This is a genomic window from Pseudoalteromonas sp. S1609 (assembly GCF_005887255.1).
Classification (GTDB): domain Bacteria; phylum Pseudomonadota; class Gammaproteobacteria; order Enterobacterales; family Alteromonadaceae; genus Pseudoalteromonas.
Genome location: NZ_PNDJ01000009.1, coordinates 42811 through 56378 on the forward strand (window position 1 = coordinate 42811; position 13568 = coordinate 56378).

At 40.7% G+C, this 13568-nt stretch carries 12 protein-coding genes; 9 read left to right on the top strand and 3 right to left on the bottom strand.

Translation table 11 applies throughout. The features are described 5' to 3' along the window. Positions 1–11: 11 nt before the first annotated feature. A complete protein-coding gene (locus CWB76_RS03405; RefSeq protein WP_138605446.1) occupies positions 12–2300 on the bottom strand; it encodes a penicillin acylase family protein in 2289 nt (762 codons plus the stop codon). 156 nt (positions 2301–2456) lie between these two features. Here CWB76_RS03405 and ycaO point away from each other — a divergent pair, with 156 nt between their 5' ends. The 7 genes from ycaO to folX all read left to right on the top strand — a co-directional run bounded on the left by ycaO (position 2457) and on the right by folX (position 11043). Continuing rightward, positions 2457–4217, top strand: coding sequence for a 30S ribosomal protein S12 methylthiotransferase accessory factor YcaO (gene ycaO, locus CWB76_RS03410; RefSeq protein WP_138605447.1), 1761 nt, complete (start codon positions 2457–2459; stop codon positions 4215–4217). A 117-nt stretch (positions 4218–4334) separates the two neighbouring features. After that, positions 4335–7673, top strand: coding sequence for an ATP-binding protein (locus tag CWB76_RS03415; protein WP_138605449.1), 3339 nt, complete (start codon positions 4335–4337; stop codon positions 7671–7673). A gap of 41 nt (positions 7674–7714) precedes the next feature. Further along, positions 7715–8347, top strand: a complete 633-nt coding sequence (locus tag CWB76_RS03420; protein WP_075170877.1) for a YceH family protein — start codon at positions 7715–7717, stop codon at positions 8345–8347. 73 nt (positions 8348–8420) lie between these two features. Further along, complete coding sequence (gene nadE, locus CWB76_RS03425; protein ID WP_138605451.1) at positions 8421–9257, top strand: NAD(+) synthase; 837 nt, start codon at positions 8421–8423, stop codon at positions 9255–9257. A 127-nt stretch (positions 9258–9384) separates the two neighbouring features. Further along, complete coding sequence (gene folM, locus CWB76_RS03430; protein WP_008468539.1) at positions 9385–10104, top strand: dihydromonapterin reductase; 720 nt, start codon at positions 9385–9387, stop codon at positions 10102–10104. A gap of 24 nt (positions 10105–10128) precedes the next feature. Next, positions 10129–10683, top strand: a complete 555-nt coding sequence (folE, locus tag CWB76_RS03435; RefSeq protein ID WP_008108996.1) for a GTP cyclohydrolase I FolE — start codon at positions 10129–10131, stop codon at positions 10681–10683. Between the two features lie 3 nt (positions 10684–10686). Then, positions 10687–11043: a dihydroneopterin triphosphate 2'-epimerase gene (folX, locus tag CWB76_RS03440; protein WP_054202892.1), complete on the top strand. Its 357-nt coding sequence runs from the start codon at positions 10687–10689 to the stop codon at positions 11041–11043. On the opposite strand, the gene CWB76_RS03445 is transcribed toward folX, so the two are convergent. Then, positions 11020–11460, bottom strand: coding sequence for a YqaA family protein (locus CWB76_RS03445; protein ID WP_054202893.1), 441 nt, complete (start codon positions 11458–11460; stop codon positions 11020–11022). The genes folX and CWB76_RS03445 overlap by 24 nt on opposite strands. A 75-nt stretch (positions 11461–11535) precedes the next feature. Continuing rightward, a complete protein-coding gene (locus CWB76_RS03450) occupies positions 11536–11901 on the bottom strand; it encodes a DUF4870 domain-containing protein (protein WP_010392586.1) in 366 nt (121 codons plus the stop codon). 182 nt (positions 11902–12083) lie between these two features. On the opposite strand from CWB76_RS03450, the gene CWB76_RS03455 reads away from it, so the two are divergent. Continuing rightward, positions 12084–12785, top strand: coding sequence for a spondin domain-containing protein (locus CWB76_RS03455; RefSeq protein WP_138605453.1), 702 nt, complete (start codon positions 12084–12086; stop codon positions 12783–12785). A 10-nt stretch (positions 12786–12795) separates the two neighbouring features. Further along, positions 12796–13518, top strand: a complete 723-nt coding sequence (locus tag CWB76_RS03460) for a spondin domain-containing protein (protein ID WP_138605455.1) — start codon at positions 12796–12798, stop codon at positions 13516–13518. Positions 13519–13568: the final 50 nt, after the last annotated feature.

Sequence of the window (13568 nt, forward strand, 5' to 3'; positions counted from 1 at the left end):
TGCATCCAAAGCTAGTCGTTGATAGGCACTATTTCAATTTGATGCATGAATGTTTGCGGTAACAATGGGGTGTGCTTTCCTTCTACATATTCATCAAAACCGGCTCGATAAAACTCAGAAAGCGGGTGCCCTGATTGCCCTCCAGGCACTGTTAAAATGGCACTTTCTAAATATCCAGGCTGGGCAATAAATCGCTGCGATGCGCCAAAACTGGTTTTTTGTACGGCAGGCATATAGCTATCACCAAACCCTGGAGCGGTAGGCATATTTAGTAGCTTACTCAATAGAGGTATTTGTTTAGCAAATGGGTGTTCAATCGCTAATTCGTTTACTTTACCCCATTGCCAGTTTTGAATGTTATTCCCAAACTTTGCTGTTAACTGCGCGAGAGTTTGCTCAAAAGCTGCCTGTAATTGCTGCTCCCAATTCGTAAATTGCGGGTTAACCCAACTTGCTGGCTGCGCTTTTATTAACTGCCAAACAGCGGGCTCCAAATCGCGTTTTACATAACTTAATGTACCATCCTGCTGATTGAGGCTGGCTTCAATACTACTAAATAAAATATTTATTAGTTCATCACGATACGTTTTAACTAAAGTATAACCAACGGAGGTTGAGCAGGCGCATTGCTGCCAGTTATCCAGTGCATTGATATAATCTGCATTGTGTTCTGGCTGCTGTTTTAACTGCTCAAGTAATAAGCTATGCCAAGGAGTTAAAAAACGCGCTTGATTGTCTAACTGTAATTGGTAAAAGTCGCCTTCGTTAAACTGCTGTTTTTCAAACAACCGATCGCGTATTTGCGTCGCACGAGCACCTAGGGCATAGCCGCCATTACCAAAACGTGCATTATCCTCAGCAGAGACCACTCGCGAATTCCCTGTCCATAGACGCCCACTCTCAGGGTTTTTAACAAACGGGCGAATAACTTCATTTTGCTGCCAAGTTGCTGAATATTCACTTTCATTAATGGCTAACTCACTGGGTACTGTTCGCGCAGGAATACCGCCCATGTGTTTCCAAGCTGCACTGCCTTGACTATCTACCACCATTAAGTTTTGTACCGGAATACCCACGTTACTTGCAATATTAAGGGCATCATCCACTGTTTCAGCCTGCTCAAGCTGTAACAATTGCATATCAACGGCATACGGCTGATGCGCAGCCCAACTTAAGGCATAAGGCTGATTGTTAATGTATTTAACAGGGCCATACTCACTTAGCGTTAAGGGATAAATTTCATCGTTGCCATTATCCAAGGTAATTACTTCATTTACTTGCCATGTTTTACTGCTATCCGTTAGTGCAACCCAGTCGGCTGTATCTATATAGCCATTAGTAAATCCCCATGCAATTTTATTATTACTGCCAACCACAATGGCAGGTGCTCCTGGTAACGAAACACCGGTTACCTGATAAGCTTGATTGTTATGAGTGTAATTAAGCTGCGCTCGATACCAAATAACCGGCACCGCCATTGATAAGTGCATATCATCTGAAAGCATCGCAGCTTGAGTATTAGTTAAATCTGCGGTCACTGCCCAGTTATTACTGCCTACTTCTAAATTAGCAGTAATGCTTTTAATCGCCGCTAATGGCTGCGTTGGTAACTGGGGTATAGTTTGGGTATAAGGTGTTAAAACACTGCCATCTAATGCTGCTTGGTATTGGCTTGGTTGGGTTAAAAATTCAACTATTTTTGCGCCATATTGCTGTTGTATTTGAATTAAAGCTTGATCGCGTTCAAAGGTGGCAGTTTGTAAATCTAAATACATGCTAAAAATAACTAACAGACTATCTTCGCTTTGCCATGGTTGTTGCTCAGCCCCTGTAAGTAGGTATTCAAAACTTGGGTACCCTACTTGCGCAAGTCCTTCGTTTACACCTTGTGCATAGCTTTTTAGTAGTTGCTTATCGGCTTCAGGGAGAGTTTTTAAAATCGCTTGGCTGCGTTTGCGTAATTGATGAAAGCGCATTTTTTTATCAAGAGCAAGCGCGGCTTTACCAAATAGCTCACTGAGCTCACCTGCGGCATTACGTCTAAGTAAATCCATTTGAAAAAAGCGATCTTGCCCGTGAGCATAACCTAAGCCATAGGCAGCATCGTGGCGAGTTGCTGCAGTAATAACAGCTTGGCCAAGCGTATCTCGAGCAACTTTAACAGGCTGTGTCACCGCATCGCTTCGGCCTTTACCATCAAGGGTAGGTAAACTTAAGGTCAAAACGCCGTAAACAATGGCAGTACCAGCGAGCGCTAAAACCACAACAACCAATAGCAACCGCTTGATTACTTTAAACATAAATATACCCTTCAACTATTTCAATAAACTATTATTAGCATATATTCATAATCGTTCTATTAAAAACGCTACGAAAAGCGGGTAAAGGGTGAAATAAACATCAAAATCCACGATAATACACAGTTCATGTATTGTGCAGACCTAGTTGAGATCAAAATGACTGAAAAAACATTTATTAAAGGTAAAGACCGCGATTTAGAATCGTCTATCTCTACCATGCAAAACAAGCTAAAAGCGCTAAATATTAATATTGAAGAAGCGCTATGGCTTAACCCTGTAGCAAACTGTTATTCAGTTCATATAAAAGATAGCGACTGTGGTGTAATGTTTACTAACGGTAAAGGTGCTACTGATAAAGCCTCTATCGCTTCTGCGCTAGGTGAATATTTTGAGCGTTTAAGCTGTAACTACTTTTTTGCTGATTTTTACTTAGGTGAAGAATTTGCCAATGGTGACTTTACTCATTACCCGAACGAAAAGTGGTTTAAAGTAGCAGAAGATGAAGTACCACAAGGGATTATGGATGAAAGCTTATGGGATTACTTCGACCCTGAGCGTGAATTAACTGCCTCACACCTTTATGATTTTAATTCTGGTAATTTTGAGCGTGGTATTTGTACTGTGCCTTATACCCGCCAGCGCGACGGCCAAGATATTTATATTCCGGTGAACGTGATTGGTAATATTTTTGTTTCTAATGGTATGAGTGCTGGTAATACTAAATTTGAAGCCCGTGTACAGGGGTTATCTGAAGTATTTGAGCGCGCCATTAAAAATCGCATTATTGCTGAAGGTATTAGCTTACCAATCGTGCCTGAAGATGTGGTAAAACAATACCCTAAAATTCATGAAGCCTGTGAAGAGTTGCGTAGCCATGGCTTCCATTTACGTATTGCAGATGCCTCACTTGGCGGTAAATACCCTGTAATGAGTGTTACACTAATCAACCCAGTGGATGGCTCTGTATTTGCCTCTTTTGGTGCTCATCCTTCATTTGAAGTGGCGCTAGAGCGAACCGTTACCGAATTACTGCAAGGTCGTCGTCTAGATCAACTAGACGTATTTCAACCTGCCACTTTTGACAACGACGAAGTAGCCACACCTGAAAACATTGAACTGCACTTTATTGATTCAAGCGGTTTAATTTCTCATGACTTTTTCCGTTCTGAAGCAGACTTTGAATTTGTACATTGGGACTTTAGTGGTTCAACTGAGCAAGAATATAACTTCTGTACTGATTTAATTCACAGCATGGGCCATGATATCTACATCATGGATTACACCCACTTAAATGTGTATGCATGCCGTATTTTAGTGCCTGGTATGTCTGATATTTATCCGGTAGATGAGCTTATTTGGCGTAATAACAACGAAGGCGCTAAATTCCGCGAAACTTTCTTATCACTTGATCAATATGACACTGAGCAACTGATGGAAATTTACGAAAACCTAGAAGAAGCTGGTCACAGCGATATTATTCGCGCTGCTGAATTCATTGGCTTAGCAACCGATGCCGATACGCCTTGGCATACTCTACGTATTGGTGAACTGAAAGCACACTTATGCTTAGCCGCAGGCAGCGAAGAAGCGATTGATTGGGTTGACTGGATTTTACATACCGGCCAAGTTAATGAAGACGCGATGCGTCATTTCCGTTGTTTAAAAGCTATTTTAGAAATTAAATACGATGACGAACGTGAATATGCGAGTTACCAAGACGCCTTAGGACTGATGTTTGGCGCTAATAATGTCACCCTTGCAATTGAGATTGCAGAAGGTCGCACACGCTTTAACGGCTTAACTTTCCCAGGCTTATCGCTTGAAGGCTTTAAAAAGCACGCCGCATTATTGGATGGCTACCGCAAGTTACATGTTGCGAAACAGCATCATTGGGCACGCGAAGTTAGTGATTCATAATATCTAAACGTGTACATAGTTAAAAAGAAAATGGCGCATATTTAACTGCGCCATTTTTGTTTCTAGTGTTAGTTAGCTATAGTTAAGCTTTCTATATTAACAATTTAATTACACCCTATGTGGCAACAGCGCAAAAGTAAACGCACATCCATTTATAATTTTAAGCTTACCTTTTTATTTGCAATCAGTTTACTTGTAATAACTAGCTTAGTGCTTGAGCGGCTTAATTATAATCGGGCAAAAGATGCTTACCGTTTACAAGTCCTTTCTCAAGTAAGTACCTACAGAGCCCAGCTTGAAGCTATTTTGGTATCAAATATTCAATTAATACGTGGCTTGGCTGTGGCCGTTGCTGCAGAGCCCAATTTAAGCCAAACACGCTTTGGGAAAATTGCCGCTCCGCTGTTTAACACCTCTAACGAACTACGTAATATTGGTGCTGCACCTAACATGGTCATCACAATGACCTACCCGCTTAAAGGGAATGAAAAAGCCATTGGACTCAATTTTTTAGAAAATAAAGCGCAACGCGATGATGCTATTAAAGCACGCGACACTAATACTATTGTAATGGCTGGACCGCTCACGTTAGTTCAAGGTAGTGAAGCTTTGATTGCACGAGTGCCGGTTTATTTACCTGAAGACCAATCTTTTTGGGGGCTGCTTTCTGTGGTGCTCGATCTAGAAAAAGTCTATAACAACGCAGGGATTTTCGAATTACAAAAAAAATACACTGTTGCCATTCAAGGACGTAACGGGTTAGGTAAACAAGGTGAGTTTTTCTTTGGTGACCCAGAAATTACAAGCCAAAATCCGCTTGAGTTTAATCTAAATTTCCAAGGCGGTGCTTGGCAGCTCTATGTAGTGCCAAAAACAGGTTGGCAGCCAGCATCTTCGTCTGTCTGGCCATTACGTATTGTCATTAGTGTTATTTTAAGTTTGCTTATTTTTGCGTTTTTATTGTTTTTAAAAATGCTCAATAGAGAACACGAAAACGAAAAAATGCTCGAGGTAATGAGTAACCTAGCTCAAGTAGGCGCATGGTCATTTGATTTAGAAAAAAAACAGGTATTTTGGTCAGACATGACCAAAAAGATATTTGAATACCCTTTAAATGAGCAACCTAAATGGTCATCCGATTTATATTACTTTAAAGAGGGAAAAAACAGAGATAAGGCGGCTGAACTGATTACTAAAGCGGTTAAGTATGGTGAAAGTTACGAGGCTGAACTTGAAGTTATTAATGCCAAAGGCGAAGTAATTTGGGCACTCATACATGGTGAAGCCGAGCATAAAAATGGACGCTGCATCAGAATATTCGGCTCATTACAAAATATTGATGCCCGTAAAAAGGTAGCAATAGAAGATCAAAAAATAGCCCGCTTTAACGAAACTTTAGCGTCGCTAACAATTAGCGACCACATATTAAATGGTAAATTAAGCGAATCTAAAGAGCTAATTACTCGTGCGGTGTGTCGTGCACTTAAAGTGAATACAGTAAGCATTCGCTTGTTTGATAAGCATAAAACTCAGCTGAGTCCTATTGCAAGCTATAGCCAAAATAACAGTGATAATAATACCCCTTGGCGCCAGCAAGACATTCCTGATTTTTTTACCACCCTAGAAAAAAAAGCTGTTTTTAGCGCCCAGAATGCTCAACAACAAGCTTGCCTCGCCCCCATAGCAAAAAGCTACCTCGAGCCATCATCTATAAAAGCAATGCTATGTGTTATGATCCCCGCAGGCAGCGGCTCAATTGGTGTTGTATGCGCAGAACAAGCAAGCGTTAGAGCATGGACGCAAAACGAAGAAGGTTTTTTAATTGCAATCGGCGCACTAATAGGAAGCCTTTACTCTAGTGAACAGCGCATAGAAACGGAAGCAGAACTAGTAATGGCAAAAGAAGCCGCTGAACAAGCGGTGATCGCTAAAAGTGAGTTTTTAGCCAGCATGAGTCATGAAATTCGCACTCCGATGAATGGGGTGTTAGGTATGCTTAATATTATTCAGGCGACCTCACTTGATCAGCAACAACGTCATCATATTAAACTTGCCCAGTCGTCAGCAGAATCTTTATTGGGAATTATTAATGATATTTTAGACTTTTCTAAAATAGAAGCTGGTAAGTTAGACATAGAAAACATTCAATTTAATTTACCACAGTTACTGGGAGAAATTGTTGAGTCGTTTGCGCTCAAGGCCGAAAGCAACAACACCCAATTAATTTTAGATACTACGCATGTAAGCACCAGTGAGATTGTGTCCGACCCAAATAGGTTGCGACAAATTTTAAATAACTTGATTGCCAATGCCGTAAAGTTCACCCAAAACGGACAAGTACTGGTAACCGCTACCATAGAAAAAACTATCGACAATACGACTTTAGAATGTGCGATTATTGATACCGGCATTGGTATTAGTTTAGAGAAGCAAAAACAGTTATTTGATTCTTTTACTCAAGCTGATGCATCAACAACCCGCCAATATGGCGGCACCGGTTTAGGCTTGGCAATAGTTAAGCAGCTGTGCGAACTCATGGGAGGCGAAGTATGTGTATATAGCCTACCCAATGAAGGCAGCACCTTTACTTTTTCAGTCAACATTACCTCAGTGATAGACCAAGCATTTGATTTAGATTGCCAACATATACAAGCAAAGCGAATACTGATTGTTGATAATAGCGAGATGAATGCCACCATCATCGAAAAGCAATTAACGCTATGGGGCGCAGATGTCAGTGCAGTGTGTGATTATAAAGAGGTTGAAACTTATATAACTAATAATCAACAAACACCGCCGGATGTGGCAATTATTGACACAAGCTTTTTGGAGCCTGTAGCACACCCCTTGGCTGAAAAGTTGAAACATTTTTTATTGAACAGTCATATTCTGATTATGGCTCCAATGAGCTATTCAAAAAGCAATTTATTTTATGGAAACAATGAAGCAGCCTTAATTTTTAAACCACTCACCGCTATTGGTTTGTATGACACGCTGGTAAAAGTAACATTGGCAGCACAGCCCAAAGAATTAGCGCACCCTCCAACGATTAATACACCTAAAAAAACAAAAGGCCATGTGTTGTTAGTAGAGGATAACAAAGTAAATCAAGTAGTTGCCTGTGCATTATTAAAACAAGCCGAGCTCACTTTTGATATTGCAGAGGATGGCGAGGATGCACTAACGAAATTAAACCAAGCAAACGCAAACACTTATCAACTTATTCTAATGGATTGCCAAATGCCTATTATGGATGGATACCAAGCTACCATGGCTATTAGAGAGGGCCTTGCGGGTCTAGAGAATCAAACCATCCCCATTATTGCACTAACGGCTAATGCAATGCGCGGAGATAAAGACAAATGTTTAAATGCCGGTATGAACGACTATTTAAGTAAACCTCTCGATGGCCCTGCTATGCATGCTAAATTGCAACAATGGCTTAGCGCTAAATAACAGTGTAAGCTTAAAATAGAATCGATGAAGTAAGGGATATTATGCAGTTATCAGTTGAACAACAAAGAGTTATTGGCTGTTTATTGGAAAAGCAAACAACAACGCCTGAACATTACCCACTATCATTAAATGCCTTAACGAATGCCTGTAATCAAAAATCAAATCGCGCTCCTGTGCTCGAATTAAGCCAACAGCAAGTTCAGGCTACCATTGCCGAATTAATCGACTTACGCTTGGTAACAGAAGATGAAGGTCTCAGTGGACGTGTATCTAAATACGACCATCGCTTTTGTAATACACAATTTAGCCACTTACAATTTAACGCACAACAACGCGCCATTATATGTTTATTATTATTGCGGGGAGCTCAAACACCCGGTGAATTAAAAACCCGTTGTGCTCGCTTAGCTGACTTTACCAATGTTGACGACGTTGAAACATCGCTTGAACAATTGATTGAAAATAGCCATGTTAAAAAGCTGCCCCGTGAGCCTGGTAAGCGTGATAGCCGTTATATCCACTTATTTACAGCACCTTCTGCAGAAAACGATGAGCCAACAGCAACACAAACCATTACAGACGAGTTAAAAAACCAAGAGCTCAATGAGATACTCGCTGAAATTAACGAGCTAAAAGCTCAACTTAAACAAATAAAAGAGTATATAGGACTTTAATTGTGTAATTTGAAATCACATAATAGCTATTCTTTTTTGAGCATTAAAACTTTTTAACTTTAAGGAGCAGGCCATGCGCGCCGAAATTATGGCTGAAATGAAGGTTCAGCCTAGTATTGATGTTAACGCTGAAATTAAACGCCGAGTAAATTTTATTAAAGCACGTTTAAAAGCTGCATACTCAACTTCACTGGTACTAGGTATTAGTGGCGGTGTAGACTCATCAACCTGTGGCCGATTATGCCAACTTGCTGTTAATGAGCTTAATCAAGAACACCAAGATACACAGTATCAATTTATTGCGGTGCGCTTACCGTATGGAGTGCAAGCAGATGAAAGCGAAGCACAAATGGCGGTTGATTTTATTAAGCCCAGCACCCGTATGACCGTTAATATTCAGCCTGCAACCGACGCACTGCACGAGCAAACAATGGCAACTTTAGCTGGTAATAATCAGCCATTGCCAACACAAGAAAAAATAGACTTTATTAAAGGCAATGTGAAAGCACGCCAACGCATGGTTGCACAATATGAAATTGCTGGGTTTTGCCAAGGGCTCGTTGTAGGTACCGACCATAGCGCCGAAAACATTACCGGTTTTTATACTAAGTTTGGCGATGGCGCCTGCGACTTAGCCCCTTTGTTTGGTCTATCTAAACGTCAGGTAAGAGCACTGGCAACAGCATTGGGTGCACCAGCACTATTAGTTGAAAAAGCACCTACTGCCGATTTAGAAAGTGATAGACCAGGTTTAACTGACGAGGAAGCATTAGGCTTAAGCTATGAAGAAATTGATGACTTTTTAGAAGGTAAACCAGTCTCCGAGCATGTGGAGCAAACACTGATTGCAATTTACCAACGCACGCAACATAAGCGCCAGCCTATTCCAACAATATACGATGCTTTTTAAATCAATATTATAAGTGTGATTTAACTGATCGAGCCGCTTATATTTTACGTAAAAAATGGCGTGAAAATAAGTGGCTTAAATTTTAACGGTTAACCTTAACGCTTGCCAACAGAGAGTTTTATATTTTATGACCCCCCCTATTTTGATTACTGGTGCAGGACAACGTATTGGACTTGCGCTTGCACAGCATTTTATAGCCCAAGGGCAAGCGGTCATTATTACTTATCGTACCCGCCATAAAGCGGTAGATTTGCTAGAACAACAAGGAGCGATCTGTCTTTATGCTGACTTTAGTTCTGATGAGGGTATTAATACTTTTATTACATTACTTAAAGCACAGACTGACTCACTAAGCGCAATAATTCATAATGCATCAAGCTGGGACTGTGAAGCTAACAACCCTCAGTTTGAGCAGCTGTTTGACAATATGATGCGCATTCATGCAAAAACACCGTACTTGGTAAACTTACGCTGTGCAGATTTACTATTAAATTATCAGGCGTCTCACGCTAAGCCCGCTGACATTATTCATCTAACTGATTACGTAGTGGAAACTGGCAGCCCAAAACACTTAGCCTATGCGGCCAGCAAAGCCGCCTTGGATAACTTAACCAAATCATTTAGTGCTAAATATGCACCGAATATTAAAGTGAATTCAGTCGCACCATCATTAATTATTTTTAATCAACATGATGATGAGCAGTATCGCGCTAAAACTTTAAAAAAATCATTAATGGGTATCGAACCTGGATGCCAAGAAATTATCAATAGCATCGACCTACTACTAAACAGCCATTACATCACAGGCCGTGCTTTACCTGTTGATGGTGGTCGCCATCTTAAGTAAGTCATCTAAATAAACGAGAAACTTATGCATAACGAATTAAAAGAAAGCTATCAAAAAATTATAACCGCAGTCGGTGAAGATGCAGAACGTGAAGGGTTGCTCGATACTCCAAAACGCGCTGCAAAAGCGATGGAGTACCTAACTCAAGGTTACCGCCAAACGCTTAACGAAATCACTAACAATGCAGTATTTACCTCAGATGCTGACGATATGGTGTTGATACAAGATATAGAGCTTTACTCTATGTGTGAGCATCACTTATTACCGTTTATTGGCCGCTGTCACATTGCTTATATCCCTGATGGCAAAGTGTTAGGTTTGTCTAAGTTTGCACGTATTGTGGATATGTTCTCTCGCCGTTTTCAAATTCAAGAACAGCTAACCCATCAAATTGCCAAAGCGGTTGAGGAAGTAACCGGTGCCAAAGGTGTAGGCGTCATTGTTGAGGCAAAGCACATGTGTATGATGATGCGTGGCGTGGAAAAGCAAAACTCAAGTATGCGTACTTCGGTTATGCTTGGTAACTTTAGAGCCGATCCGAAAACACGTAATGAGTTTTTACAGCTGATCAAAGGATAACCTATGGCAAACGCAATAATTAATGTAACTAACTTACGGCTACGCACGTTTATTGGCTTTAATCCTGATGAACGTGAAAAAAAACAAGATGTAGTCATTAATTTAGAAATTCATTATCCGGCTGATCAAGCTTGTGAAACTGATGAAGTAGAACAAGCACTTAACTACAAGGTAATTACTAAAGAAGTAATTACCTTAGTTGAACAGGGTCACTTTTTATTGTTAGAAAAATTAGTTGCTGAAATTCTTGCTGTTTGCCACTCGCACCCAAGTGTGAATTACGCCAAAGCCCGAGTGGATAAACCTCATGCGCTGCGCTTTGCAGACTCTGTGTCGCTAACTCTGGACTGGCACAAATAATCCAACGGCAAGGGCTATTACAGCTAAATAACGTAGCCCTTTGCCGAGTGTTACTAGCACTAAAAACATACTAAAGCGCACTTTAAACACGCCGCCAATAACAGTTAGTGGATCGCCAACAATAGGTAACCACGCAAACAGTAAGCTATATATCCCATATTTATTAAACTGCTTTTGCGCTTTTTTAAGCCCTTTTTCAGAAACTGGAAACCATTTTTTATCTTTAAAGCGTAATGCTTGTGTTCCAAGCCAATAATTAACACAACTGCCTAATACATTGCCTAAGGTTGCTGCAAACCAAATTAGCCATAAGTTAGTATTACCTTGCATTATCATCCCACCCATCAATACTTCAGACGAGCTGGGTAATAACGTAGCCGATATAAATGCCGTAAAAAATAATGTTATATAGAGCATTTTTCCCTTATGACTAAAAACTAAACCCAGCCATTAAGCTGGGTTTGAACGACTTTTTAACTTAAATCAAAACGCTTATTTAATTAAATTTAAGCTAAGGGGATAATTAAACTCTTTGCCATCGTTGGCTTTTACGCTTGCGATAACCACCATCACAAATGAAAAGATAGCGACCATAGGTAACAGTAGTAAACCAACAGCTGCAAAAATTAGTAAAAAACATACAAAATAAGCTATAGCCATAGTAATTTGAAAGTTAAGCGCTTTTTTACCATGTATATCAACTATAGGCATTTCATCTTTTTTAATTAGCCAAATAATAAGGGGGCCTAACACCGAGCCGAATGGCACAATAAACCCAGCTAATGCACTTAAATGACATAGCATTGCCCAAGTTCGGTCATCTTTATTAACGACTTTAATTTCTTGATTTTGTTCCATAGCACAATCCTTTAATTTTTAAAATCCGGTTTAATTATACACAGGTATATAACACCACTTATCTATTTATTTGTAAAAAATCACAACCTAAACTTCTGTGATAAAAAAGTGATAAGTTTGTGAGAGTTTCTGGAGACGATTGTTCAATACTTATCTCGAATCATCACATACAGGAAATAAAAATGAAAGCTTCAACATTTACACTTGCAACTCTTTTAGCAGTAGCTAGCCAGTCAGCCATAGCTGCAGAGTTAGACCTAGCAATAACCAACCTAACACAAGGCATTCACTTTACCCCACTGCTAGTTACAGCACACGACAGCGAAGATAAGCTTTTTGAAGTTGCAACTGAAGCTTCTACCGCATTACAAACAATGGCTGAAGGTGGCAACATTGCAGAACTAATGGCACAAGCTACTGCAGCAGGTAGCGACATGGCTGCAAACCCAGCAGGAGGCCTATTAGCGCCATCATCATCGACCATGGCCACACTAATGACAACCAATGGTAATGACTACCTCTCAGTAACCGCTATGTTACTGCCTACAAACGATGGCTTTGTTGGCCTGGATAGCTGGAAAATCCCAACCGAAGCAGGCACTTATATTGTTTACTTAAATGCATATGATGCAGGCACTGAGCACAATAATGAACTCATTGTCGATGGCTCAGGTGCACCGGGTACGCCAGGTATTCCTGCAGCCCCAGGTGGCGACGCGGGCACAGGCGGCGCTGGCTTAACAAGTACCGATAGCAATATTAACGTACATATTCATCCAGGCACGTTAGGTGACGACGATTTAACCGCTGGTAATAGCGATTTAAGTAATACGGTTCACAGATGGTTAAACCCAGTAGCTAAGCTAACCGTTACGGTTAAGTAGGAGCGTTATCATGGCATCTTTAAATAACTTTAAAAAAAGCATTGTGGTTGTTGCACTTGCAGCCTCACTTGCAGCCTGCGGCGATAACGACAGAAACGAACCTGTTCAGGTTGTCACACCGCCAACTCCTGAGCCTGTAAGCTATAAATTTGATGTTACCGTCAGCAATTTAACCGCGGGGCAGCCACTATCGCCTATTGCTGTTATTGCACATACTGAAGGCACTCTTTGGCAAATTGGCAATGCGGCCTCAATTGCATTAGAAGCAATAGCTGAAGGAGGCGATAACAGCCAACTGCTTGCATTAGAAAACGCTATAGCCAACGCATCAAGCGAAGGTCCTGTTGGACCTGGTGCTAATACCACGATTACATTAACCACAGACTCACTTGAGGCACTTAAGTTGTCGCTTGCCACTATGATGGTGAATACAAATGATGGGTTTACCGGTCTTAGTGCTTTAGATGTATCTTCATTAGCCGTCGGCGACTCTTTAACTCGCACTACCGTTGCTTATGATGCAGGTACTGAAGCAAATACAGAAGCAGCTGGTACGATACCCGGTCCTGCTGATGGCGGAGAAGGTTTTAATGAAGCCCGTGATGATGTTAATTTTGTAGCAAGACACCCAGGTGTAGTTACAAATGAAGATGGTTTGTCTGGCTCAGTGCTTAGCCCTGAACATAAATTTGATAACCCATTAGCAAAAGTGGTTATTACCCGCACTCAGTAATTCGTTTATCAATATCAACCTCGATATACCAGCTTTTAATGGGGAAGTTG